Annotated in this window: 26 protein-coding genes and 1 pseudogene; 12 read left to right on the forward strand and 15 right to left on the reverse strand. The window is 68.8% G+C overall.

Features of this window, described 5'->3' with window-relative positions:
- Nucleotides 1-50 precede the first annotated feature (50 nt).
- The 6 genes from O7601_RS00680 to O7601_RS00705 all read right to left on the reverse strand — a co-directional run bounded on the left by O7601_RS00680 (nucleotide 51) and on the right by O7601_RS00705 (nucleotide 8,249).
- Nucleotides 51-1,754: an ABC transporter ATP-binding protein gene (locus O7601_RS00680; protein ID WP_281564377.1), complete on the reverse strand. Its 1,704-nt coding sequence runs from the start codon at nucleotides 1,752-1,754 to the stop codon at nucleotides 51-53.
- An 89-nt stretch (nucleotides 1,755-1,843) separates the two neighbouring features.
- Nucleotides 1,844-3,580, reverse strand: a complete 1,737-nt coding sequence (locus tag O7601_RS00685) for an ABC transporter ATP-binding protein (protein WP_281564378.1) — start codon at nucleotides 3,578-3,580, stop codon at nucleotides 1,844-1,846.
- Between the two features lie 122 nt (nucleotides 3,581-3,702).
- The gene (locus tag O7601_RS00690; protein ID WP_281564379.1) at nucleotides 3,703-4,731 is read right to left on the reverse strand and encodes a cysteine synthase family protein; all 1,029 of its coding nucleotides are present in this window, start codon (nucleotides 4,729-4,731) and stop codon (nucleotides 3,703-3,705) included.
- Complete coding sequence (gene hisC, locus O7601_RS00695) at nucleotides 4,728-5,882, reverse strand: histidinol-phosphate transaminase (RefSeq protein ID WP_281564380.1); 1,155 nt, start codon at nucleotides 5,880-5,882, stop codon at nucleotides 4,728-4,730. The genes O7601_RS00690 and hisC overlap by 4 nt, the downstream gene beginning before the upstream one ends.
- A complete protein-coding gene (locus O7601_RS00700) occupies nucleotides 5,879-6,856 on the reverse strand; it encodes a hypothetical protein (protein ID WP_281564381.1) in 978 nt (325 codons plus the stop codon). Before O7601_RS00700 ends, hisC begins: the two co-directional genes overlap by 4 nt.
- Nucleotides 6,857-6,884: 28 nt before the next feature.
- Nucleotides 6,885-8,249, reverse strand: coding sequence for an alanine racemase (locus O7601_RS00705; RefSeq protein WP_281564382.1), 1,365 nt, complete (start codon nucleotides 8,247-8,249; stop codon nucleotides 6,885-6,887).
- A 327-nt stretch (nucleotides 8,250-8,576) separates the two neighbouring features.
- On the opposite strand from O7601_RS00705, the gene O7601_RS00710 reads away from it, so the two are divergent.
- The 4 genes from O7601_RS00710 to O7601_RS00725 all read left to right on the forward strand — a co-directional run bounded on the left by O7601_RS00710 (nucleotide 8,577) and on the right by O7601_RS00725 (nucleotide 12,648).
- Nucleotides 8,577-9,464, forward strand: a complete 888-nt coding sequence (locus tag O7601_RS00710) for an ABC transporter substrate-binding protein (RefSeq protein WP_281564383.1) — start codon at nucleotides 8,577-8,579, stop codon at nucleotides 9,462-9,464.
- Nucleotides 9,465-9,591: 127 nt separating this feature from the next.
- Nucleotides 9,592-10,575, forward strand: a complete 984-nt coding sequence (locus O7601_RS00715; RefSeq protein WP_281564384.1) for an iron chelate uptake ABC transporter family permease subunit — start codon at nucleotides 9,592-9,594, stop codon at nucleotides 10,573-10,575.
- On the forward strand, nucleotides 10,575-11,381 hold the full coding sequence (locus tag O7601_RS00720; protein ID WP_281564385.1) for an ABC transporter ATP-binding protein: 807 nt from the start codon (nucleotides 10,575-10,577) through the stop codon (nucleotides 11,379-11,381). Before O7601_RS00715 ends, O7601_RS00720 begins: the two co-directional genes overlap by 1 nt.
- A 28-nt stretch (nucleotides 11,382-11,409) precedes the next feature.
- Nucleotides 11,410-12,648 (forward strand): MFS transporter, encoded by a 1,239-nt coding sequence (locus O7601_RS00725; RefSeq protein ID WP_281564386.1) that lies wholly within the window; start codon nucleotides 11,410-11,412, stop codon nucleotides 12,646-12,648.
- Between the two features lie 175 nt (nucleotides 12,649-12,823).
- Here O7601_RS00725 and rpmG read toward each other — a convergent pair.
- The 3 genes and pseudogenes from rpmG to O7601_RS00740 all read right to left on the reverse strand — a co-directional run.
- A pseudogene (gene rpmG / locus O7601_RS00730) lies at nucleotides 12,824-12,895 on the reverse strand (50S ribosomal protein L33); the annotation flags it as partial.
- Between the two features lie 3 nt (nucleotides 12,896-12,898).
- Nucleotides 12,899-13,135: a 50S ribosomal protein L28 gene (rpmB, locus tag O7601_RS00735; RefSeq protein ID WP_281564387.1), complete on the reverse strand. Its 237-nt coding sequence runs from the start codon at nucleotides 13,133-13,135 to the stop codon at nucleotides 12,899-12,901.
- A 120-nt stretch (nucleotides 13,136-13,255) separates the two neighbouring features.
- Nucleotides 13,256-13,795: a winged helix-turn-helix domain-containing protein gene (locus tag O7601_RS00740; RefSeq protein WP_281564388.1), complete on the reverse strand. Its 540-nt coding sequence runs from the start codon at nucleotides 13,793-13,795 to the stop codon at nucleotides 13,256-13,258.
- Between O7601_RS00740 and O7601_RS00745 the strand changes: the two genes are divergently transcribed.
- From O7601_RS00745 to O7601_RS00760, 4 genes are read left to right on the forward strand one after another with little or no spacing between them, the layout of a single operon-like run.
- Nucleotides 13,743-15,050: a GTP-binding protein gene (locus O7601_RS00745; RefSeq protein ID WP_281564389.1), complete on the forward strand. Its 1,308-nt coding sequence runs from the start codon at nucleotides 13,743-13,745 to the stop codon at nucleotides 15,048-15,050. The two genes, O7601_RS00740 and O7601_RS00745, sit on opposite strands and share 53 nt — an antisense overlap.
- Nucleotides 15,047-15,310, forward strand: coding sequence for a type B 50S ribosomal protein L31 (locus O7601_RS00750; protein ID WP_281564390.1), 264 nt, complete (start codon nucleotides 15,047-15,049; stop codon nucleotides 15,308-15,310). Before O7601_RS00745 ends, O7601_RS00750 begins: the two co-directional genes overlap by 4 nt.
- Entirely contained in the window at nucleotides 15,307-16,170 is an 864-nt protein-coding gene (locus O7601_RS00755; protein ID WP_281564391.1) for a class I SAM-dependent methyltransferase, read from the forward strand. Before O7601_RS00750 ends, O7601_RS00755 begins: the two co-directional genes overlap by 4 nt.
- Before the next feature lie 6 nt (nucleotides 16,171-16,176).
- The gene (locus O7601_RS00760; protein WP_281564392.1) at nucleotides 16,177-16,608 is read left to right on the forward strand and encodes a Fur family transcriptional regulator; all 432 of its coding nucleotides are present in this window, start codon (nucleotides 16,177-16,179) and stop codon (nucleotides 16,606-16,608) included.
- Between the two features lie 32 nt (nucleotides 16,609-16,640).
- Here O7601_RS00760 and O7601_RS00765 read toward each other — a convergent pair whose 3' ends face one another.
- The 5 genes from O7601_RS00765 to rpmF all read right to left on the reverse strand — a co-directional run bounded on the left by O7601_RS00765 (nucleotide 16,641) and on the right by rpmF (nucleotide 19,608).
- The gene (locus O7601_RS00765; RefSeq protein WP_281564393.1) at nucleotides 16,641-17,048 is read right to left on the reverse strand and encodes a Fur family transcriptional regulator; all 408 of its coding nucleotides are present in this window, start codon (nucleotides 17,046-17,048) and stop codon (nucleotides 16,641-16,643) included.
- 108 nt (nucleotides 17,049-17,156) lie between these two features.
- Nucleotides 17,157-17,468 (reverse strand): hypothetical protein, encoded by a 312-nt coding sequence (locus O7601_RS00770; RefSeq protein WP_281564394.1) that lies wholly within the window; start codon nucleotides 17,466-17,468, stop codon nucleotides 17,157-17,159.
- Nucleotides 17,465-18,184 carry a class I SAM-dependent methyltransferase gene (locus O7601_RS00775; protein WP_281564395.1) on the reverse strand — a complete coding sequence of 240 codons (720 nt, stop codon included), beginning with the start codon at nucleotides 18,182-18,184 and terminating at the stop codon, nucleotides 17,465-17,467. The genes O7601_RS00770 and O7601_RS00775 overlap by 4 nt, the downstream gene beginning before the upstream one ends.
- A gap of 15 nt (nucleotides 18,185-18,199) precedes the next feature.
- Nucleotides 18,200-19,432 (reverse strand): GTP-binding protein, encoded by a 1,233-nt coding sequence (locus O7601_RS00780; RefSeq protein WP_281564396.1) that lies wholly within the window; start codon nucleotides 19,430-19,432, stop codon nucleotides 18,200-18,202.
- Nucleotides 19,429-19,608: a 50S ribosomal protein L32 gene (gene rpmF / locus O7601_RS00785; protein ID WP_281564397.1), complete on the reverse strand. Its 180-nt coding sequence runs from the start codon at nucleotides 19,606-19,608 to the stop codon at nucleotides 19,429-19,431. The genes O7601_RS00780 and rpmF overlap by 4 nt, the downstream gene beginning before the upstream one ends.
- A 170-nt stretch (nucleotides 19,609-19,778) precedes the next feature.
- On the opposite strand from rpmF, the gene O7601_RS00790 reads away from it, so the two are divergent.
- Nucleotides 19,779-20,231, forward strand: coding sequence for a hypothetical protein (locus O7601_RS00790; RefSeq protein WP_281564398.1), 453 nt, complete (start codon nucleotides 19,779-19,781; stop codon nucleotides 20,229-20,231).
- A 140-nt stretch (nucleotides 20,232-20,371) separates the two neighbouring features.
- Here the strand turns inward: O7601_RS00790 and aztA are convergent, their stop codons facing one another.
- The gene (gene aztA / locus O7601_RS00795; protein WP_281564399.1) at nucleotides 20,372-21,025 is read right to left on the reverse strand and encodes a zinc ABC transporter ATP-binding protein AztA; all 654 of its coding nucleotides are present in this window, start codon (nucleotides 21,023-21,025) and stop codon (nucleotides 20,372-20,374) included.
- A gap of 47 nt (nucleotides 21,026-21,072) precedes the next feature.
- On the opposite strand from aztA, the gene aztB reads away from it, so the two are divergent.
- The 3 genes from aztB to aztC are packed head-to-tail and all read left to right on the forward strand — an operon-like array spanning nucleotide 21,073 to nucleotide 24,049.
- The gene (aztB, locus tag O7601_RS00800; RefSeq protein ID WP_281566749.1) at nucleotides 21,073-21,951 is read left to right on the forward strand and encodes a zinc ABC transporter permease AztB; all 879 of its coding nucleotides are present in this window, start codon (nucleotides 21,073-21,075) and stop codon (nucleotides 21,949-21,951) included.
- The gene (locus O7601_RS00805) at nucleotides 21,948-23,141 is read left to right on the forward strand and encodes a hypothetical protein (protein WP_281564400.1); all 1,194 of its coding nucleotides are present in this window, start codon (nucleotides 21,948-21,950) and stop codon (nucleotides 23,139-23,141) included. The genes aztB and O7601_RS00805 overlap by 4 nt, the downstream gene beginning before the upstream one ends.
- A complete protein-coding gene (gene aztC / locus O7601_RS00810) occupies nucleotides 23,138-24,049 on the forward strand; it encodes a zinc ABC transporter substrate-binding protein AztC (RefSeq protein ID WP_281564401.1) in 912 nt (303 codons plus the stop codon). The genes O7601_RS00805 and aztC overlap by 4 nt, the downstream gene beginning before the upstream one ends.

Consider the following 24,049-nt stretch of genomic DNA (forward strand, 5'->3'; position numbering starts at 1 on the left):
ATGAATCGGTCTGCGCCGAATCGGCGGGCCCCGGTCACGTCGAAGAGGGCTCACCCTTCGAGTTGCGAGGCGAGCAGGTCGACGTACGCGCCACCGGCGGCCACGAGTTCCTCATGGGTTCCGGTCTCGATCATTCGTCCGCCGGACAGCATGACGATCCGGTCGGCCGTCCTGATGGTGGAGAGCCGATGCGCGATGATCAATGTGGTCCTGCCGTGCCGGGCTTCGTTCATCGCCTGGTTGACCGCCTGTTCGCTCGCGGCGTCAAGGTTTGACACCGCCTCGTCCATGACCAGGATCGGGGCGTTCTTGAGCAGGGCCCGGGCGATCGCGATCCGTTGCCGTTGACCGCCGGACATGAGCGCGCCGAGTTCGCCCGCGATGGTGTCGTAGCCGTCTGGCAGTGTCGTGATGAACTCGTGGGCCTGGGCGGCCCGCGCGGCGGCCTCGACCTCCTCGTCGGAGGCGTCAGCGCGGCCGAGACGGATGTTCTCTCGCAGACTGGTGTTGAACAGGAACGTGTCCTGCGGAACCAGCGTCATGAGGCGGCGAAGGTCCTCCTGCGGGAAGTCGCGAACGTCGTGTCCGCCCACCGAGATAGATCCAGCGGTGACGTCCCAGAACCTCAGCAGCAGGTTGGCGCAGGTCGACTTCCCTGCGCCGGAGTGCCCCACCAGGGCGACCGTATCGCCGGGGCGGATCTCGAAACTGACATCTCGTACTGCGGGGGTCAGGTCGCTGCGGTAGGCGAAGGTGACAGCGTCGAAGCGCACATGCGGCACGATCGGGCCCTCGGGCGGTTGGTTGACCAGGTCCGAGACAGGGGCGGGTGCGTCGAGCAACGTGTTGATGCGGTCCGCTGACGAGGCCACCACGGACAGCTCACGCGCGACCTCGGTCACCTTCAGCACGGGCAGCATCGCCATCGCCGCGAGCACGACGGCGACCGGGAAGAGAGCGCGGTCGAGTTCGCCCGCGACGACGAGCCACGCGCCGAGGGTCAGCACCACGAGTATTCCCAGCAGTGCGATGGTGTCTGTGGCGGCGTACTCGATGCCGCTGCGGCGTCCGTGCGCGGACTTCGCTTCGGCCAGCCGGACGCTCTGTTTGCGCAGCAGCCCGAGTCGCTGGGAGTGTGCGCCGAAGTTCACCAGTTCACGGAGTCCCTGAAAGGTGTCGGTGTTGTCGGCACTGATCTGGCTGAGCGAGTCGCGTAGCTCGTGTCCGTGTCGTTCGGCCTGACGCCGCAACCATGCCGGTACTGAGGCGAGAAGTACCAGCACCGGAACCAGGACGCAGGCCAGCGACCAGTGGAACCAGCCGAGTGCGACGGTGGTCGCCACGGGCACGGTCGACGCTACCGCGAGCGGACTGAGAGTGTGGGCGAAGAACAGCTCGATCTGTTCGACGTCTGCGACCGCGGCGGAGCCGAGGTCGCCGGAACGCCGTTCGAGCATGTAGCCGGGCGAGAGCCGTTCGAAGGCGGTGTACACCTTCGCCCGGGTGTCGGCCAGCGCGCGGAAGGCAGCGATGTGTGCGTAGGTGCTGTCGGCGATGCTCAGGACGACCAGCGGCACGATGAGGGCGCCGAGTGCGATCAGCCAGCCGGTGAGCTGGTCCAGCGGGGCTCCCGTGGCGGCTCGTGCCACCACGTAGGCGCCGATGCCGGATGAGGCGAGCAGGAGCAGTTGGTGCAGCGCGCCGGCCAGATAGGCCACCACGATGAGCCGGCGGTGCTCGCCCAGGAGGGGCATCAGGCTCCTCAGCCTGGTGACCAGCGACCGGCCGTGCCCGTCTCCCGTGTCGTGGTCGTGGTCGTGGGAATGAGTGTGGACTGTCAAGGTCATGCGAGCGCACCAGCCTGGGTAGCGACGAGTTCGGCGTAAAGGCCCTTGCGTGCCACCAGGTCGGGGTGGCTGCCGAATTCGACCACCCTGCCGGACTCCATCACCACGATCCGGTCGGCGCCGCGCACGGTGGACAGCCGGTGCGCGATGATGATCGTCGTCCGACCGAGGGTCAGGTCACCGAGAGCCTGGGTGATCTCCGCTTCATTGGCGGCGTCGATACTCGATGTCGGCTCGTCGAGCACGAGCACGGGAGCGTCCTTGAGAAGCGCACGCGCGATCGCGATGCGCTGCCGCTCGCCGCCGGACAGTTTCAGGCCGCGTTCGCCGACGACGGTGTCGAGGCCCCGGGGCAGGCGGGTGATGAAGTCGGCGGCCTGGGCAGCGGTCACCGCACGTCGGATCTCCTCGTCGGTGGCGTCGGGTCTGGCCAGGAGCAGGTTGTCGCGAACGGTGCCGTGGAACAGGTAGGTGTCCTGTGAGACCACGCCGATCATCGATCGCAGGTTACGCAGGGGTAGCTCACGGATGTCGCGATCATTGATGCGGATGGATCCTGCGTCGGTGTCGAAGTAGCGCATGAGCAACCCGATGATGGTGCTCTTACCCGCTCCCGAGCGTCCCACGATGGCCACCCGTTCGCCCGGCGTTATGACCAGGTTGAACCCGTCCAGTGCCGGCGCCCGCCGGGTCGGGTAACAGAATCGGAGATCGCGGAACTCCAGGCCCGGAGGATCGCAGGGCAGTTCCGGTGCCGTGGTTGCCGTGTCTTTCACCACCGGTTCCAGATTCAGCACGTCGGCGACCGCGCGGCCGGCTGGGATGGCGTAGTAGGCCGAGTGGTAGGCCGCCTCCAGTTCGGTCATGGGCCGGAACGTCTCGCGGGTGAGCATCAGAATCGTGAACAAGCCCGCGACGCTCACCGAGCCGGTGGCAGCGTGCCAGGCGCCCAGGCCCACCGCGGCCGTGGTGCCGATCGGGACCATCAACGCGCCGATACTGGACGTGCCGCACCAGGCCACCATCAGCCCGATGGAGTCACGGCAGAACGCCTCCCCGCGTTCGATCAACTCTCGACCACGCCGGCCGCTGGCATTGAATGCCTTCAGTGTCGCCATCCCCTGAACAGCGTCCAGACTCTCCGAGTACATGCTTCGGTAGGAGACCGTCCAGCGGCTGCCACGTTCCCTGATCGACTTCTCTCCGGCCAGCTTGGACAACGGGGCAAGCAGCGCACACGCCAGCACGACCAGACCCACTACCGGGTCCACCGCTATCACGTACGTCGCAGCGAGACAGGAGCCCAGCACCGACGCCAGCACCGTCGGGACGAACCGACTCAGCAGCGGATCGAGCAACTCCACGGAGTCCACGAGCGTCGACTGCAGGTCACCGGTACGCATCCGCTGCGCCTGCCCGGGACCGATCTCCATCAACTTCAGGGTCAGTCCTTCACGCACCGCCTCCTTGACCCGGGCCGACACCCGCGGCGCCCACGAGTCCCGCACCACGATCAGCGCGATCCGCAGCACCTGCAGCACGCCGATCACCACCAGCGGCGTCGCCAGGCCGGCGATGTCGGCCGACGAGAAGACCGTGGACAGTAGGTCCGCGATCATCAGGCCTTGGCCGACATAGGTCGCCGTCACCAGCAACATCAGCCCGACCAGGCCGGCGATCTCCACCCATGACCGCGGACGCAGGCCAAGGAACAACTTCACGGTCGACCACACGCCGACACCTCCACACTGACGAGATCACCGACCGCAGGAAACCGGCCATCGTGAGCCAGCCCCTACCGTCGCTTACGATAACGGGAACCGTTATCTCTTCGGACGACAAGCCACCCTTTTGGTTAGTGCACCTGCTCGGGTGTCTGTCCGGCTCGTTCGGCCGGGGCGCGACGCAGCATCGATGCGAGCCGGTCGACGACCCGCGCGTCAAACAAGCCGTTGGCCGCCATCCACTCGTCGTTGAAGACAGTGTCGAGGTACTTCTCACCACCGTCGCAAACCAGTGCGACGATGGTGGTCTCCGGTCCTACGCTCTGCGCACGCTCCAGCGCCTTGTAGACCACGCCTCCCGCCGAGCCGCCCACGAGGATGCCGAAATTCCGGGCCAGGTAACGGCAGGTCTCGAAGGCCTCCGAGTCGCTGACCTTGATCCCCTCGTCGATCATGCGGTAGTCGAGGGTGTCACAGATCTCCGACACCACCGGCGTCCCGGTGCCTGACTGGTGGTACGGAGCCTCCTCCCCGCCGAAATTCACGGAGCCCACCGGCTCGACACCGACGATCCGCAGTTCCGGGATGCGTTCCCGCAGGACACGACCGGTGCCGCAGAGCGACCCCCCGGTGCCGACAGCCCCATACAGGTAGTGAATGTCCTCGCCCAGATCGTCGTACAGTTCGCGGGCGAGCGGCCGGTATCCGTTCGGGTTTCCCGGATTACTGTCCTGCGAGGTGCAATACGCGCCTTGCTCGGCCGCGAGCCGCCGAGCCGTGGCGTACCGCTCGGCGGTGGCCAGTCCGTTGTCGTCTCCACCGACGTTCAGCAGCTCGGCGCCGTAGGCGAGCATCCCGCGCAGCTTGTCGACACTGGAATGGTTGTCCACCACGGCGGTGAACTTGTAGCCGCGTTCAGCGGCGATGAGCGCGAGGCCGATCCCGGTGTTGCCGGAGGTGGCCTCGACCAGCCACCCGCCGGGGCCGAGCAGCCCCTGCTCCTCGGCCTCGTCCACCATATTTCTGGCCATCCGGATCTTGGCGGTACCGGTGGGGTTGTACTGCTCCATCTTGAGCAGGACGGTTCCCGCCCCACCCGGCACCGACAGTCTGAGCAGCGGCGTCCGCCCGATCAGATCGGATACCTTGTCCCTGATCATTGCTCACCCTTCGCACAGATTCGCATCAGACAACGCACAAAGACGTCGTTGTCCTCGGGAAGCGACAATGAGGCTCGGATAAAGTTCTCGTACCCCGGCTCACGCCAGGCCTTGACGACGATCCCGACGCGGTGCAACTCCTGTGCCACCCAGTCCGAGCGGCAGCCCGTGTCGATGAACACGAAGTTGGCCGACGACGGTGCTACGCGGAAGCCCGCCTCGCGCAACCCGTCCGTGACCCGAGCGATCTCGAGGCCGGTCCGGCGGACGGTCTCCGCCAGGTGCGCGTGGTCACCCAGCGCGGCGATGGCCGCGTCCTGAGCCAGCTGGTTGACGTTGTAGGGTGCGCGAACCCGGTCCAGTGCCTGGACCAGGGCGGTGTCGGAAGCGACGCCGTATCCCACCCGGACACCCGCCAGGCCGTACGCCTTGGAGAAGGTGCGCAGGACGATCCACGGCCGGTGCTGCTCGCGCAGCAGCGCCAGCCCGTCGGGATAGCCCGGGTCGGGCCGGGCGAACTCGCAGTACGCCTCGTCGAGCACCAGCAGAGCCGACTCCGGGGTCTCGGCCACGAGGTGCGCCAACTCGCCGACGTTGAGCATCGCGCCGGTCGGATTGCAGGGATTGGCGAGGAAGACCAGTTTCGGGCCCGCGGCCAGCGCGTCACGCCAGGCGGACGGGTCGAACCCGAACTCCTCGGTGACCGGGACTTTCTCGACCCGGGCGCCCACCATGCGGGGAAAGATCTCGTGCAGGCTGAAGCCCGGTGCCTGAGTGGTCACGAGGTCGCCCGGATCGAGTACCGCCTGGCACAGCAACTCCAGGATGTTCTCCGAACCGTTGCCGAGGACGACGCGCTCGGCAGGTACCGCCAGGCGCTCCCCGACAGCCTCCGCCAACCGTCTTCCCGTGGGGTCGGGATAGCGGGAGACGCCGCTGGCCAAACGTCCGCGTACCGCTTCGGCCACCGCCGGGGAGGAGCCGAACGGGCTTTCGTTGTTGGACAGCTTGATCACGCGGGCGGCGCCGCTGAGGGCGGCCACCGCATCCGGGTCGGCGCCGGGGTCGTAGGCGGGCAGGCCCGCCACCACCCGGCGCACCACGGATGCCGAGGTCGTCGCCGCGACGGCACCGGCCTCGACCGCGCTCACCAGAAATCGACCCGCTGGCCACGCCCGGCCGCCAGCGCGAGGTCGGCGATGTACCGGCCCAGCGCGGCGTCGGTGACCGCCATCCCGCTGTTGTAGGCGAAGACCACATCGCCGGGATCACGTCGGGCCGGTGTCCGGCCGAGCAGGATGTCGGGCAGTTCGCCGTCGATCGGGGGCAGGCTCCCGTCCGGGCCTCGCAGTTTGCCGCAGGTGACCTGCATCTGCGTGATGTCGGTGGCGATCCGGTAGTCGGCGCCGTGGAACACGTCGTGGACGCCGTAGCCGAGCAGGACGGAGATCGATCCGGGCTTGACCCAGTCGCGCTGGACCACCTTCGTCACGGACAGACCGGAGGCGCCGATCAGGATGTCCGCTTCGCCAGCGGCTTTCTGGAGGTCGTCCACGATCTCCACCTCGCGACCGTCGACACTGTTCTGAACGGCCCGTAGACCGTCGGCATAGGTGCCGCTCACCTGCAACCGCTCCAGATTCGGAAGCGCCGCGACCAGCATCGGCAGGGCCATCTGCCCCTGCACGCCGGTGCCGATGACCAGGGCGGTGCGGGCGTCCGGGCAGGCCGCACGGGCGAACAACGCGCTGCTGGCCGACGACCGCAACGGCCCCAGTTTCACCACGTCCATCAGTGCGATGGGCATCCCAGTGGTGTCGTCGGCGATGAAGATGAACGAGTGGAATCGGTAGTCATCGCGGCGGCGGCTCGGGTCGAACTCGTAGACGGCCTTGAAACACACGGTGTCGCTGCCGCCGTCCCGGGCCACCATCGAGTAGCTGAGCGAGTGGTCGTCCGGGTCCTCGATCACCGTCTTGACCGGGTTGTTCGACCCGCTCTCCCGCAGAGCGCGGTAGGCGCCCTCGACGACCTCAAGCACCTGCCGATAGTCGAAGTTCAACCCTTCCTGCTCCGACTGCGGCAACAACCACAGCTGTCCGGGGGCGGCGTAGCTCTGTGACATGGGAGTTTCTCCTTCGTGTCGAGACTGCTCAGATCCCGTCCAGTCGCCAGCGCGGTGATCCGTCACCGAGCCGGAGGACCGCTTTCAACGGCAGCGCGGTGTCGTGGAACCGGGATTCGAGGAAGTCTGAGTGGTAGCCGGCGGTGTTGAGGTAGACGAGGTGGTCACCGGGGCGTACCGGTCGGGGGAACCCGATCTTGCGCCAGGTGACCATGTCGTTCTCCAGACAGGTCGAGCCCGCGACGCAGGCCGGGAACTCCTCCTCGGCGACGGACTGGGCGGAGAGCAGGATGGGGTCCGGCAGATAGTCGGTGTTGAACCACTGTTCGCAGAGGCTCAGGCTGTTGCCCGCGACGGTGGCGATGGCGTACCCGTCGGTGTCGCGCCGGTCTTCGACCTGTTGCACGCAGAACACGGTGAAGCCGGCCTGATCCAGCAGCGACCTGCCCGGCTCGACGATGAAGCGGATGCCGGTGCGGACTGCCTTCGCCGACAGGCTCTCGTCGCCGTCGACGGGATGGTTCATGATCATGTGTGCGGCCTGGGTGGTGGGCAGTCCTCCGTACGGATAGAAGTGCAGGCCCCTGGAGGTCTTGGTCCCGTGGTAGTGGGCCGGCTCGTTGTGCTGGAGGAATTCGTCCCAGAGCTGCGGATCGACGTACCGCATGGGTAGACCGCCGCCGATGTTGACCAGGTCGGCGGCCTGTGCGCCGCGTCGCTTGGCGTCGAGGCAGTATTCGATCATCTCGTTCGCTGCTGTCGCCCGTTCCTCAGGCGAGTAGCCGTTGAGGTGGAACGAGAATCCACAGAGGCTCACGTGCTCGACGAGCTCCAGACACTGATCGACCGCCGCGTCACGCTCGGCCGCGGCCATGCCGAAGCGACTTCCCGGCTGGCTCCCGGTCCGAGCCCGCAGTAGCACCCTGACCTGTCGATGCGCGAGTCTCGCGGTGGCGGCCAGCCGGCGGAGTTCGCTGACCGAGTCGACGGCGACCAGACAGTCGTGCTGGACACCGAGAGAGTGCAGAGTGTCGTCCTTCTCGGGGCCGGAGATGCCGATCCGGTGTCCGGGCACTCCGCCGGCCAGGGCTTTGACCAGTTCGGCGGCGCTGGCGACGTCGACTCCGATGCCGGCGGCGGCGGCCGACCGGGCGAAGCAGTCGGCCTTGTTCGCCTTCTTGGCGAACAGGATGTCGATGTCGGCGCCCGTCTCGGCGAACGCCTGCCGAAGCGCCGCGATGTTCTCTTCGAAGACCTCCGGCAGCACGACGTGCAGCGGTGAACCCAGGCCGTCCAGGAGTTCGGCAAGCAGGGCTCGGTGGCCGTCCAGAAGCGTGGAGACCGTGGGATGCCGAAGGGCGGTGAGCGTGAAGGGTTGGACTCCGGTCAGCATCGGCTCAGTTACTGATTGCGACGTTGTCACCTCGCCATGTCTACTAGACTTGATAACCATGTGCAATAGGCGATCGATGCTAGTCGCTTTCCGCATGACGACCCCACGGGGCGGCACCGTGATCATCCTGAATGGAATCGCCCCCCGCGCCCCTTCGCTGCCGCCGCGCGGGCTGCTAGCCTGCCAGCGATGAAAACGACAACGGGTATCAGAGTCATGACCGCTGCGACGATGCTGGTCCTCGCGGGGTGTTCGAGCGGCGAGCCCCCCGGCGCGACCGCTCCGGCGGTGTCAACGGCGCCGGGTGGAACGACCTACCCGCTGACCATGAAGAACTGCGGCACCGACGTGACCTTCGAAGCGGCGCCACAACGGGTCGTCACGCTGAACCAGACGGCAGCCGAGATCCTCATCAAACTCGGGGTGGGCGACCGGGTCGTCGGATCGGGTTACGAGATCTACAAGCCACCGGCCGAGATGGCCGAACCCTACGGGAAGATCCCGCAACTGGGTCCACGCGGCGAGCCGGTCAAGCACGAGAAGCTGCTGGAAGCGCAGCCGGACTTCGTCTACAGCGGTTTCGGGAGCTTCCTCACCGCAGAGCAGGCCGGCGATCGCAAGCAGTTGCACGACCTGGGCGTGGCAACCTACGTCACCGAGTTCGACTGCAGCTACCACGTCAGCGTGCCGGACGCGGACTTCGACATGTTGTACGACGAGTACCACGCCCTGGCCAAGATCATGAGTGTTCCGGACGCCGGAGAGAAGCTGGCGGCCGAACAGAAGGCCTTGGTGGACCAGGCGGTGGGCGCTATGAAGAACAAGGACAAGCCGCTGACGGTGCTGTGGTTCTACTCCACCTACGACGGGACGCCGTGGGCTGCGGGTCCCGGCGGTCTGCCGCAGCACGTCTCCGAACTCGTCGGGGTGCAGAACATCTTCGACGACGCGAAGACCAAGTGGGCCGAGGTGAGCTGGGACGAGGTCGCCGCCCGGAACCCCGACGTCATCATCCTGGCCGACCTGACCAGGGGCGAGCCCAACGACACCGCGGCGGAGAAGATCGCCCTGCTCAAGAAGGACCCGCTCACCAGCAAGCTCGGCGCGGTGACAGGCGACCGTTTCATCACCATCCCCGGCGCCCAGATGGACCCCTCCTACGGCAGTGTGGAGATGGTTCCCGCCCTGGTCGAAGGTCTGAACAAGTTCCGGTGAGCGGCCGACGACCATGACGACGAACCTGCACAAAGCCGCCAGGCGCGCCTCGAACCCGATCACCGGCTCCAAGCCGGCGCCATCGCGTCTGCGGCGCGTCTCGGTGGCGGCCATCATCCTCCTAGCCATGGTCGGGCTGCTGGCGTCGATCATCGCGGCGTCCCTGTTCGGCAGTGCGAACATCAGCGCTCTTGATGTCGTCTCCACAATCCTGCGGCACATCGGCCTGGGCGAGATCGCTCCGAACCCGCCGCTGCCGAGATTGCTGGACGCGCTGATCTGGGAGTCACGCTTCCCGCGCGTGCTGCTGTCCGCGCTCGTCGGCGCAGCACTGGCCGTCTCGGGAGCGGTCCTGCAGGCGATCACCAGGAACCCGCTAGCCGACCCGTACCTGCTGGGGGTCTCCTCCGGCGCCTCGACCGGGGCAGTTGCCGTCATCCTCCTGGGGATCGGTGGCGGCATCTCGCTGTCAACCGGAGCTTTCATCGGCGGTCTGCTCGCCTTCGGCCTGCTGCTGCTCCTGCTCGGTGGAGGACGCGTCGCCAGCCCCACCCGCGTGGTGCTCACCGGTGTGCTCGTCGCCCAGTTCTTCGCCGCTGTCACCTCGCTCATCCTCATGATCAGCGGGGATGCGAACTCCACCCGCGGCTTCACCTACTGGCTGCTCGGTACCCTTGCGGGCGCCAGGTGGGACGGAGTGAATTTCACCGCCGTCATCATCCTGGCCGGGGTAGTGGCCATCCTTTTCTTCGCGTCTTCCCTGGACGCCTTCACTTTCGGCTGGGACTCTGCGACAGCCCTGGGCGTCAACGTCACAGCGGTCCGCATCTGGCTGATGGTGCTGACCTCTCTCATCACGGCGGCCGCCGTGGCCGCCTCCGGCGCGATCGGCTTCGTCGGCCTGCTCGTCCCGCACGCTGTCCGCATCCTGGTCAGCCCGATGCACCGCACGTTGCTTCCGCTGTCGGCGGTCGTCGGCGCCATCCTGCTCATCTGGGTGGACACGTTCGCCCGGACGGCGTTCACGCCGCACGAACTGCCCGCCGGCGTCATCACCGCGCTCCTCGGTGCGCCGGCCTTCGCGCTGGTCCTCAAGCGTCTGGAGTCCTGATGGGCCGCATCAACGCCAGCGAGCTCTCCTGGTCGGTCAAGGGACACCGGCTGCTGGACAACATCGAGGTGGCGGCCCAGGACGGAAAAATCGTCGGCCTGCTCGGGCCCAACGGCTCGGGCAAGTCGACCCTGCTACGCCTGCTCGCCGGACTGCGCCGCCCCGACACCGGCACCGTCGAGTACGACGACACCAGCCTGCGCGACCTGAGCCGCCGGGTGCTCGCCCGGCGGCTCGCCGTCGTCGAGCAGGACGTGACCGCCCACAACCACGTCAGCGTCCGGCAGGTCGTCGAGCTCGGTCGCACACCGTTCCGGGGCCGCTTCGACGCACTGACCGAGCACGATCAGCGGGTCATCGATGCGGCACTGGAACGGGTCGGTATCACCGACAAGCAGCGCCAGAGCTGGCACACCCTGTCGGGAGGCGAGAAACAACGCGCCCAACTCGCCCGTGCACTCGCTCAGGAACCGCGGGAGATCCTGCTCGACGAACCCACCAACCATCTCGACATCCGCTACCAGCTCGAACTGCTCGAACTGCTGGGATCGCTGAGGGTCACCTGTGTCGTCGCCCTGCACGACCTCAATCTCGCTGCACGCTACTGCCACCACGTCGTCGTCCTCGACCACGGGCAGGTGTTCGCCGCCGGCGCGCCCGAGGCAGTGCTCACCGCCGAACTGATCAGATCGGTCTACGGCGTGGAGGTACTGGTCGACCGGGAGCCCACCGCGGGCACTCTCCGCATCACCTACCTGGCTGCCACCGCCCCGCGAACGGCTGACGCGACGGCCATCGCGGGTTGACGTCATCCGTGACTGGAGAACGATACCCATGCTTGACAACGCCGTGGCGGCCCCTCCCGCGCCGACCCCCCTGCTGCGAAGCAAGTCCTTCGTCCGGCTCTGGACCGGCACGATGGCCTCCGGCGTGGCGACGTGGGCACTGCCGTTCATCCTCGGTCTGGCAGTCCTCGACCGGTCGCTGACCGGCGTCGGGCTCGGAGTTCTCCTGGCCACGCGCACAGTGGGTTTCCTCGCCGCCATGCCGGTCGCCGGTGTGCTGGCCGACCGGTACTCCCGGAGGCAGACGGTGCTCTGGTCCGGGCTGATGGCCGCCCTCGCCACGCCCGTCATGGCGATGAGTTTGGACCGATCGCTGTTGGTGCCCGCAGCCGCGGCGTTCGTGATGGGCGCCGGGCAGGGCGCGTGCCGCCCAGCTTTCCAGGCACTGACCGCCGAGGTGGTCGCCGAGCCACAGCGGCAACAGGCGAACGCCGCGATCACTCTCGCGGTCCGGGTCACCACCCTGGTGGCGCCGACGCTCACCGCGCTGCTGGCCGTAGCCGTCTCCACGCCGGTGCTGCTGTGGGGCGTCGGTGCCCTGTGGTTGGTGGCCGCGTTGGTTCCTCCCCCGGGGAACGATTCGCCTCCACCTTCGACCACCAGGCCGAACATTCTGGCCGACTTCGCCGACGGATTGCGTGAAGCCCGTAGGCATCCCTGGTTCGTCGCCGGCCTGGCCGCGTTGACCGCGGTGATCGCCACCGGGTACTCGGCCACCTTCGTGGTGTTGCCACTGGTCAGCCGGGACCGCTTCGGCAGCGAGGCCGTGCTGGCGGCCGCGATGACCACCTACACGATCGGCGCCCTCGTCGGTGCCATGATCATTGCAAGATGGCGGCCCCGGGCCCAGGGTTGGTCCGCGCTGGCCGGGCTTGCGCTCTACGGACTCGTGCCGCTGAGCCTGCTGCTGCCGGTGCACCCCGTAGTGATCTTCGCCGCGTATGTGCTCGCCGGCATCGGCATCGAGCTGTTCAACGTTCCCTGGTTCACCGCCACCCAGCGCGAGGTCGAGCCCGCCAAACTCGCCCGGGTGTCCTCACTCGATTTCCTGCTCTCCTACGGCCTCGCACCGGTCGGTCTTGCGCTCATCGCACCCGCAATCGACCAGTTTGGCGCGACCGTGGTTCTGACCGTCTGCGCGGTGGTGTGCGTCGCCGCTCCAGCGGCGGCGGCGGTGGTTCCCTCGTCCCGAGGCTTCTCGGCGAGCCACGGCAGATCGAACGCATGACTGCAGTAATCAATGGCCTCGCCGGGCAAGAGTGGACGAGGCCCGGTGCCGGCTACCGGCTCGTCATCCCAAGATCTCGGCCAAGTCTGCCGTACCAGCCGCCGCAGGGCGAAGGCGTACCGGGCGACCAGTTCCTCTCGGCGGGCCTGCCGGTTGACCAGGCTCTTCTTGGCCATCAGCGTGCCTCGCGAAACTCGACGTGGCGGCGCACGATCGGGTCGTACTTGCGCAGGGTCAAGCGGTCGGGCCATCAGAGCTTCACCCCCCAGCTACGCAGCTCGGCGACGACCTTCTCGATGCCCTTGCGGTCCACGGTCTTCAACACCTTCGCCGTCAGGGTGAGGCTGACCCACCGCCGCTGCGACGGCAGCCAGTAACGGTGGTTCTGCAGGTTCGGGTTCCACCGGCGACGGGTGCGCCGATGGGAGTGGGACACGGCGTTGCCGAAACTCGGCTTCGCGCCGGTGACGTCACAGCGTCGGGACACGACTCTCCTTCAGTTCAGTGTTGACGATAACGGTAATAGTTTTCGTTTTTACATCAGCCGTTCGCACGAGCCTTTACCCGGGGTCGCCCACCACCTCGACCGACACGGCGGAGCCGAGCCCTACCCGACCCCACGCACCGTGGAGATCACCGGCAGGTCGGCGCCGAGCTTCGCCCGCAAGCGCCGCACGTGGACATCGACACTTCGTGCCCCGGTGAAGGGATTCCCCCACACTCGATCGAGCAGCTGGGCCCGGGTGAACACCCGCCGCGGATGGTCGGCGAGGTGTCGCAGCAGGTCGAACTCGCGTCGGGTGAGAGGAATCTCGCGACCGTCGCAGTAGACCCTGCGCGCGTGCGGCACGACTCGCAGCAGGGGCGTGTCCCGCGCGACAGGAGGCTCGACGCCGCCACCGACCTGGCGGGCGGCGATGCGACGCACCAGCCGCAGCAGGCGGATCGCATCGGCGTCGAGCGGCCCCGCCACACCCGGCAACCGGATGGTGACCACCACGCCACCGTCATTTTCCACCGACACCCCCACCCGCTCGTCGCGCATCACGTGCATATAATGACAACCGTTTTCAGTTTGTGTCGAGAGGATTGCGATGTCGACGTCACCGCTCGCACCCGCCGAGCCCAGCTCTACGGCGGCCGACACCCGGCCGTCATTGACCGTGCTCAGCGGCTTCTGGCCGTCCGCGACGTACGCCGTCGCCCGCACGCTGCTGGCGGCGAACCCGGCGCTGCTGCTGATCCGGCACGATCTCGCCGACCTGGCCGCCGGCACAGTGCACCGGATCGTGCGCGACGGTGCCGGCGTGCTCGAGGACGAGCGAATCACCTTGGCCCACGGCTGCGTCTCCTGCACGCTGCGGGAGGACGTGCTGCCCACCCTCGCCCGGCTGGCCCGCGCCCAGCCGCACCGCGACCTGCTGTTGATGCTGCCCGAGGTGGTCGAGCCCGAGTCGGTCGCCGCCGTCTGCGCGCACTGCCTCGTCGACGGCGCACCCATCACCGACCTGATCCGGGTCGACTCCTACGTCACCGTCCTCGACGCCGAGCACCTGCTCGACGGCCTGGCCAGCACCGACGACCTGAAGACCCTCGGCATCGCGGCCGCCGACAACGACGACCGGGCGTTGGCCGATGTCGTGGTCCGGCAGATCGAGTACGCCGACACCCTCGTCCTGTGGGGCGAGTCCCGCGAGGGCACGTACGACACCAGCCGCCTCACGGTGCTGCTACAACGGATGGCGCCGTGGGCGACGCAGGTCCGCGTCCACGGAGACATAGTCGACGCCGACACGTTGACCAGGCAGCTTCGCCACACCCACCGGCACCGGCCCGAGACCCCGGGGATTTTCTCCCGTGGTCTACAGGGCTACACCCTCGGCGTGCACGAGCCGGAATCCGACTGCGGGGTCGTCTCCGCCGTCTTCCGGGCCCGCCGCCCGTTCCACCCGCAGCGCCTGCACAACGTCCTCGAAGACGTCAACGCCGAGATGATCCGCTCGCGCGGGCACTTCTGGCTGGCCAGCCAACCCGACACCGTCGTCGCCTGGGAGTTCGCCGGCGGCGGCCTGGCCATGGGGTCGCTCGGGCACTGGCTGGTGAGCCTGCCGGAGCAGCAGTGGGAATACGTCGAGGACCAGCGTCGCCTCGCCGCCGCCCTCGACTGGGACCCCTACTACGGCGACCGCCACCAGCACCTGGTCTTCATCGGCCTCGACGTCGACCCCGTCGAACTGCATCGCACCCTCGCCGACTGCCTGCTCACCGACGCCGAACTCGCCGACGGTGAACAGATGTGGCGTACCTACCCCGACCCGTTCGCCGGCTGCTTCCCCCTCGGGGCGGAGGAGTTGGCCGACACCGACACCGATACCAACACCGAAGGAGCGCGACCCGCATGAAGCCTGGTATCCACCCTGAGTACCGACCCGTCGTCTACCGCGACAAGGACGCCGACTTCGCCTTCCTCACCCGCTCCACCGCCACCAGCGACCAGACCATCGAATGGACCGACGGCAACACCTACCCCGTCATCGACGTCCAGATCTCCTCGGCCAGCCACCCCTTCTGGACGGGCAAGCAGCGCCTGCTCGACACCGAAGGCCGCGTCGAGAAGTTCCGCGCCAAGTACGCCCGCCGCGGACCCCAGCAACCCCGATGACCGAGGCGCGCATCGACTGGGCAGCCGACACGTCCCGCCTCGTCGACGCCGCCACCGCCGACCGGGCCTGGTACCGGACCGTCGCCCGCGAGTTGGTCGCCCCCGGCGACCGGCTCGCGGTCGACGTCGGCTGCGGCGGCGCTGGCATGACCCTCGCCCTGGCCAGGCACATGACCTGCGGCCGGATCGTCGCCATTGACGCCGAACCGGCGATCGTCGAGGCGGCCCGCGCGCGAGTCCACACCGAGTGGGCGGATCCGCGCATCCGCATCGACGTAGCACTCGTCGACATCGATGACGTTGACCGCATCCAGGAGACGGTCGGCGGACACGCCGACCTCGTGTGGGCCTCGGCCGTCGTGCACCATCTCGGTGACCAGCAACGCGGTATCGATACCCTGGCAGCTCTGCTGGCCCGGGACGGGCGGCTGGCGCTCGCCGAGGGTGGCCTTCCCGCCCGTCATCTGCCCTGGGACCTCGGGGTCGGCGACCCCGGTCTGGAGTTACGGCTGCACACCGCCGAGGACCGCTGGTTCGTCCGCATGCGCGCCGCGCTGCCCGGCGGACGACCGATGCCGTACGGCTGGGACGAGGCGCTGCGCCGTGCCGGTCTGGATCCGGCCACCACCGTGACCACCCTCTCCGAGTTACCCTCGCCGCTTGCGCCGCCCGCACGGCGTGCCGTCGTGAACCGCCTCGCCAATCGCATCAGCCGGCTCCGCCACACCGGCCTGCTCACCGCCGCCGATCTGCAAACCTGGGACCGGCTGCTCGATCCCGCCGATCCCGCCTGGCTCGGCGACCGCCGCGATGTGTTCCTCCTGGAGGCGCGCAGTGTCCACGTCGGCCGGCGCGGTTGACCGGCCATGACCGAGACCGCTCCCCCCGCCGACGCGCCGCTGCGGGCAACCGGCGTACGCACCACCCGGCAACGGCAGGCCATTCTCACCGCGCTGACCGGCCGGACCCACGCGATGACCGCCCAAGCGGTACACACCGCGCTGACCGGTGCCGGTCACCGGATCGGCCTCAGCACCGTGTACCGCGCGCTGCACCGGCTCGCCGAGGTCGGGCTGCTGCACTCCTTCGAAGTGGACGGGGAACGCGCCTACCGGCGCTGCCCGGACGCCCCGCACCAACACCTGCTCTGCGACAGGTGCGGCCTGATCACGGAGTGCCCGCCGCACCTGGTGGAGGCCTGGCTCACCGAACTACGGGCGACAACGGGCTTCACCCCGCACCCCGACCGGATCGACCTGCACGGACACTGCGCCGACTGCGCCGCAGCGGCACCGTAGATCCCGTACCACGGCCTGCCCCGAGCAGGCAGCTACCCGGTGGCGCAGGCGGCGCAGGTGCCCATGATCTCCAGGGTGTGGTTGACGTCGGTGAACCCGTGCTGGCTGGCCATGCGGCGGGCCCACGTCTCCACGGCGGGGCCGGTGATCTCGACGGTGCGGCCACAGTGCCGGCACACCAGATGGTGGTGGTGGGTGCGGCTGCACCGCCGGAACAGTTGCTCACCGGTGGGCAGGCGCAAGATGTCCACCTCACCCGCGTCGGCCAGGGCCTGCAGAGTGCGGTAGACGGTGGTGAGGCCCACTGCGGCTCCCCCCTCGCGGAGCTCCGCGTGCAGGCGTTGCGCGCTGCGGAACTCGTCCGAGCGAGCGAGCAGCTCGACCACCTCCGCCCGCTGTCGGGTGTTGCGGACGGCGCCGGGGACCGGATTCATTGTCATCGACAGTCACCTCCTCCTAGCTCCGCCCGGTCCGGGAGTTCCGAGGACCGCGACGGTGATGCTAGCCGACAAGGTCACCGTGCCGGTCGAGGATCACACTGACGCAGGTCAGCGGAGCGGCAGGTCGGCCTCTCGGATGAGGTCGACGACAGCCTGCCGGTGGCGTGGTGTCTCGATCGGCCCGATCAGCGCTGGCCGTCCGCCCGCCGCGCTGCTGAGCAGGAGCAGCGCGGGCGCCCGATGGCAGGCGCCGAGGCAGCCCGCCCGGATCAGGACCGCGTTCCGGCTGGACCGCACCGCTTCGCGGACAGCACCGACGTAATCCGCCGGGGCCTCCGAACCGCCCGCTCGGCGCAGTGCGTGGCAGCGATGGCCGTCGCAGTAGATGACGGTGACCCCGGCGTGCGCGTTGGCGCTCATCGGCCATCCGGCGGGCGGCGGAAAGCCATCAGGGCGTGGTCCGCCCTCCGGTGCAGTACCGTCGCGTCGGACAAGCCGGCCCGCCAGGCGGTCTCCCGGTGCCAGTCAGCCGGCGCGGCGAACTCCGCGCAGCCGAGACCGGCCAGGGCGGTTGCCCGCTCACGCAGCAGCGGCGCCATCGCCGGTTCGCCGGCCAGCGTCGTCCACCACGCGGTCCAGGGGTCCACTCCCATGCCTGCCGGCTGCACCACGGACGGAGCGTCCCGCATCGCGTCACCGACGAGTAGCAGCCCGCCTGGCCGCAGCAGTTGCCGGGCCTCGGCGTACCAGTCGCGGACCCGGTCTTCGGACAGATAGTGCACGGTCATCAGCGCCAGCACCACGTCGTACGGGCCACCGGCCGGCGCGAGCCACTGCGCGGTGCCGAGGTCAGCCCGGACGGTGCGCACGTGCGGCAACGCGGTGGCGGTCAACGCCAGCAGGACCGGGTCGACGTCCAGCACGGTGACGTGCGCGCCGGGCCACCGCCGCAGCACCGATTCCGCGGTGGTGCCCGGCCCGCCGCCGACATCGAGCACCCGCTCCGGTCGCCGCCCGTGAACCTCCTCGGCCGCGGCGAGGCCGGCGGCGAGAAGCTCGTCCCGACCCGGCTGGTAGTGCCGCATCACCGACTCCCAGTCCCGCCGCCACCGGGCCACGTCAGCGTGAGCGAGCATCGTCGCCATGATCGATCAGACCCGCACCGGCTCGACGTGGTCGTGCTCGTGCAGGTCGCCCATGTCCCACTCGGGGAACGGATCGGGCAGGGCCCGCCACGTCGGCTCCCCGGCGGCGGCCTCCGGGTCGGTGAGCAGGCAGGCGGTCAGGGCGTCCCGCAGCCCGGCAGCGTCCAGACCGACGCCGATGAAGACCAGCTCCTGCTGGCGGTCACCGAACGTCGGATGCCAGCGGGACTCCAACTCGGTCCGCTCGACGGGATCCTCCGGCCACTGTCCCGACACCGCAACCGGGACACCGGCCGGGTCGCACCGCCCGGACGGACCTGCCTGTGACCAGAGAGCCACCGCGTCCGGCCGGCTGGCCAGCCAGAGGAACCCCTTCGAGCGCACGACACCGAAGGCGTCCAGGCCGCCGGCGAGCAACTCCCACAGGCGCTGCGGATGGAACGGCCGGTGGTCGCGAAACACGATGCTGGAGATGCCGTACTCCTCGGTCTCCGGCACATGCTCGCCGTTGAGCTCAGCCACCCAACCGGGCGCGGTCTCCGCTCGATCCAGGTCGAACCGGCCGGTGTTCATGATCACCGCCGGTGACACCCGACCGTGCACGGCACGGACCTGCCGGGCCGCCGGGTTGAGCCGGGTCAGCAGCGCCTCCACCACCGTCAGGTCCGCCGGGGACACCAGATCGGTCTTGTTCACCACCAGCACGTCGGCGAACTCGATCTGGTCAACCAACAGGTCGGCGATACTCCGGTCGTCGCCCTCGTACGCGGCCAGGCCGCGCGTTTCCAGCGTCTCCCCCGCGTCGATTCGCGCCAGCAGACCCGCCGCGTCGACCACGGTGACCGTGGTGTCGAGCCGAGCCAGATCATCCAGGATCTGCCCGCCCTCCACCCCGAAGGCGAACGTGGCGGCCACCGGCATCGGCTCGGAGATCCCGCTGGATTCGATCAGCAGATAGTCGAACCGGCCCAACCGCGCGAGGCGGGCCACCTCGTCGAGCAGGTCGTCGCGCAGCGTGCAGCAGATGCAGCCGTTGGTCAGCTCGACCAGGCGTTCCTCGGTCCGCGACAATGCCCCACCGTCCCGAACCAGCGCGGCGTCAATGTTGATCTCGCTCATGTCGTTGACGATCACCGCCACCCGCAGCCCGTCCCGGTTGGCCAGGACGTGGTTGAGCAGGCTGGTCTTGCCGGCACCGAGAAACCCCGACAGGACCGTCACCGGCAGTCGGCCGGTCACGGCTGTTCCACCACCTGACGCCCCTTGTACAGGCCGCAGTGGGCACAGGCCCGGTGCGGCACGACCATCTCCTTGCGCGGACAGGGGCAGGGGGTCAACTGCGGCACGCTCGCCTTCCACTGCGCCCGCCGGTGACGAGTGTTCGACCGCGACATCTTCCGCTTCGGAACGGCCACAGGAACTCCTTCAGCTCGGGGTCACGGCACAGACTACCGGTATCGGTTATCGTTTTCACAATTGCCTTGACCGCCCGCCAGCCCAGGAGCTGTCGCTGAAACACGTAAACAGATGCGCAAATGAGCATGTATCCTTGGTCCCGAAAGCGAGGCGCACCGAGGAGGCCGACATGAACACGGACACCATCCACCCCACCCATCCCACCGGACACCAGCACACGCACGGCCCCGAGTGCGGGCACGTGGGCGTGCGACATCTCGGGCACGTGGACTTCCTGCACGACGGGCACCTGCACCACGCCCACGACGGGCACTACGACGAGTGCAGCGTCGAGGGGCACAGCCCCGCCGAGACGCACGAGCACCGGCACGCCGAAGGCTGCGGGCACGTGTCGTTCGCCCATGACGGCCACACCGACTACCTGCACGACGGGCATGTGCACCACGCCCACGACGGGCACTACGACGAGTGCGCGTCAAGCGAGCACGTGGTGGCCGAGGAGCACGACCACGTCCACGGAGACGGGTGCGGCCACGCCCCTGTGCTGCACGGCGACCACCTGGACTACGTGCACCACGGCCACCGGCACGCCGCACACGGCGGCCATTACGACGAGCACTGACCCCGATTCCGACAGGGCTCGGTCTCGTCCCGGTCGGGAGCCGGGGTGACTCAGGCGCCAGTCCGGGCTGCGGCTGCTCCATCGCCATGACGCCAGGGATGGGCGGTGGACCGCCCGCCCGGGCGGCGGAGCACTCATGATCAGTGCTGCGCAGGGGTGTCGGTGATGGTGTACTCCACCGCACCCGCGAGTCGCACCGTGCGATCGGCGAGGGCTGCGTCGGCGGCGTCGTGACTGGCGTAGACCACCGCCGCGCCAGCGCGGACCCGTTCGGCGAGCAGGTCGTGGACGCGTTGCCGGCTCGTCGCGTCGAGGGCGACCGTGGGCTCGTCCAGCACGTAGATGTCGGCGACCTGGACGAGCGCCTGGGCGATGAGGGTGCGCTGGCGTTGCCCGCCGGACAGCTCACGCAGCCGCCGCCGGGCAAGGTGGACGAGGTCGAGCCGCTCCATGATCGTGCTCACGGCGGCTCGGTCGTCGTGATTCAGGCGTCGACGTGGCCGGAACCGGCCGATCTGCACGCACTCCGCGACGGTCAGTGGGAGCGCGTCGATGCCGCTGGTGCGCTGCGGGAGCAGCGCCAGTCGGCAGTCGGCCCGGCGCCGGATGTTGCCCTCGGCCGGCTCCTCGACGCCGGCCAGCAGGTGCAGCAGAGTGCTCTTGCCGGAACCGTTCGCGCCGGTCACGGCGACCGTGGAGGCAGCTTCCACGCGCAGGTTCACGTCTCGCAGCACCGGGACGCCGGCGTACCGGAAGGCCACGTGCTCGACGATCAGAACCTCGGCGCCCAACACTCCCCCAAATGATATCGGTTATCAATTGCATTATAGTCGACCCGGTGATGGCGTCACTCCTCGAACCGTTCACCGTGTCCTTCGTCGTCCGCTCACTGATCGGCGGCGTCCTGCTGGCCGCGGTGTGCGCCCTGGTCGGCGTGTGGGTGATCGCCCGCGGCATGACCTTTCTCGGCGAGGCGATGAGCCACGGCATGCTGCCCGGTGTCGCCATCGCGTCTATCTTCGGAGGCAACCTCGTCGTCGGGGCCGCCGCCAGCGCGTTCGCCATGGCGGTCGGTGTCAACGCGCTGCGGCACAGCCGCGAGTTCGGGCGCGACACCAGCATCGGGCTGCTGTTCGTGGGGATGCTCTCGGTCGGGGTGATCGTCGTCTCGCACTCGCGGTCGTTCGCCACCGACCTGACCGCCTTCCTCTTCGGTGACGTGCTGGCCATCCGGTGGCCCGACCTGCTGCTGCTCGCCGCCGCGGTCGCCGTGGTCGCGGTGGCCTCCGCCGTCTGCTACCGACCGTTCCTGGCGCTCACCTTCGACCCGCGCAAGGCCCGGACCCTCGGCCTGCGCCCCGAGGTCGCCAACGCCTTCATGCTGGCCCTGCTCACCATCACGATGGCGGTCGCCTTCAGCGTCGTCGGCACACTGCTCGCCTTCGGGATGCTTATCGCGCCCTCGGCGGCGGCAATGCTCGTGGCGCGCCGGCTGCCGGCGGTGATGCTCACCAGCTTCGGCATCGGTTCGGCCGCGACCGTGATCGGTCTGTGGATCTCCTGGTACGCGGCGACCGCGGCCGGCGCCACCATCGCCGCCGTCGCGGTAGCGATGTTCTTCGGGCTTCTCGGCGTGCGCCGGGTCACGACCGCAGCGCGACGCCATCGGTCGCCGGCCCCCACGCTCACCTCCATCCCCGCACCGGAAGGATCTTCGTGATAACCAGCACCACCGGAAGGCTCCTCGGCGTGGCCGCCCTGGGCCTCACGCTCACGATCTCCGCGTGCGGCTCGCCAAGCCAACAACCACAGGACGTCGAGGAGACGCCGCACGGCTACATCGAGGGCGCCGAGGAACTGGCCGAAGCGCAGTCGACCATCGCGTACGCGACCCGCGGCGCCCAGCGGTTGCGCCTGCTCGACCTGCGCACCAGTGCGGAGGACGAGATCGGGCTGTCGGTCGGTGCCGAACAGCTCACCGAGGACGGCCGCTTCGTCTACGTCGACGGCGGCGACCGCACCCTCGAGATCGTCGACGCCGGAGTGTGGACGGTCGACCATGTCGACCACGTCCACTACTACCGGGCACCGTCCCGGTCGGTGGGCACGCTGTCGCTCGACGCCCCGGTCCGGACGATCGCCGGTTTCGAGGCCCACACGACGGTCAGCACCACCGACGGGAAGGTGACGGTCCTGGACCGACGCGAACTCGAGGCCGGCAAGGTCACCGAACTGGCCACGATCGACTCGAACAGTGCCACGCCGCTGGCCGTACCGTACGCCGAGCAACTCCTCGTCGCCCTGGGCGACGATCCCCGGCGGCCGGCCGACCGGATCGTCGCCATGGACGCGAAGGGCCAGCCCACCGGTGCCTTCGAGGTGCCCTGCGCGGCGCCCCGTGGGTGGGCCGTCCTGCGTGGCGGCGCGGTCATCGCCTGCGAGGACAGTTTCGTACGGGTCAAGCTGGAGGGCGACAAGCTCACCGCCAAGACGCTGGCCTCCCCGCGGACACCGGTGGCGTCGGACAGGTTCGGCTTCCGCCCACGCAGCAACGAGGCCGCGGTGGCCGACCAGGCCGGCATCTGGTCGGTGAACGCCGCCAAGGCCACCCTGCGCTACGTGCCGGCCACCGGCCGCGAACTGGTGGCCGCCGCATCGCCAGCCGACGGCAGCACGGTGCTCGCCCTCGACGCGTCCGAGAAGCTGATCAGCTACGACCTCGAGACCGGCAAGATCCTCACCGAGAAGCCGCTGCGCGCCGCCAGCCTGACGCTGGACATCGACCGCGCCTACCTGGCCGATCCGGGAGCCCAGGTCATCCACGAGATCGACTACCGCGACGGACTGCGCACCGCCCGCACGTTGAAGGTCGCCGAACGACCGGATCTCGCCGTGGAGGTCGGCCGATGAGAGCACGACAGCTCCTCGCGACGCTCGTCGTCGGTGCCCTGCTGACCGGCGCCACGGCCTGCACCTCACGGGACGACTCACGCATCGTGGTGACCACGAACATCCTCGGCGACGTCGTCAGCGAGATCGTCGGCGACGAGGCCGAGGTCAGCGTGCTGATGAAACCGAACGCCGACCCGCACTCCTTCGCCATCTCAGCCCGAGAGGCGCACACCATGCAGACGGCCGACCTGGTCGTCTACAACGGCCTGGGACTCGAAGAGGGCGTCCTGCGCCACGTCGAGGCGGCCAAGGCCGAGGGCGTCCACACCGTCGAGGTGGGGGCCGGCATCGACTCGATGGAGTACCAGGACGGCGACGCCGCCGGTCTGCCGGATCCGCACTTCTGGACGGATCCGACGCGGGTGGTCACGGCGGTGCGGCTGCTCGCCGACGAGATCGTCGAGCACGTCGACGGGGTGGACGCCCGCACGGTGCGGGAGCGCGCGGAGGCGTACGCGAAGAGGGTCGGCGAGCTGGATGCGGACCTCGCGCGGCGGTTCGCCGCCATCCCGCCGGAGCGTCGGGTCCTGGTCACCAACCACCACGTGTTCGGCTATCTCGCCGATCGCTACGACTTCACGATCATCGGCGCGATCATCCCGAGCGGCACGACGCTCGCGTCGCCGAGTTCGTCGGATCTCGCCTCGCTGGTCACCGCCATCCGGACCCACCAGGTCCCGGCGATCTTCGTCGACACCTCACAGCCGGCCCGGCTCGCCGAGGTGCTCGCCTCGGAGGCAGACATCAACGTCAAGGTGATCGCCCTGTACTCGGAGTCGCTCAGTGATGCCGACGGTGGCGCCCCGAGCTACCTGGCGATGATGCGCTTCAACACCGAGGCGATGATCGGCGGCCTCTCCGGTTGA

The sequence above is a fragment of the Verrucosispora sp. WMMD573 genome, assembly GCF_027497175.1.
Taxonomy (GTDB): Bacteria; Actinomycetota; Actinomycetes; order Mycobacteriales; family Micromonosporaceae; genus Micromonospora.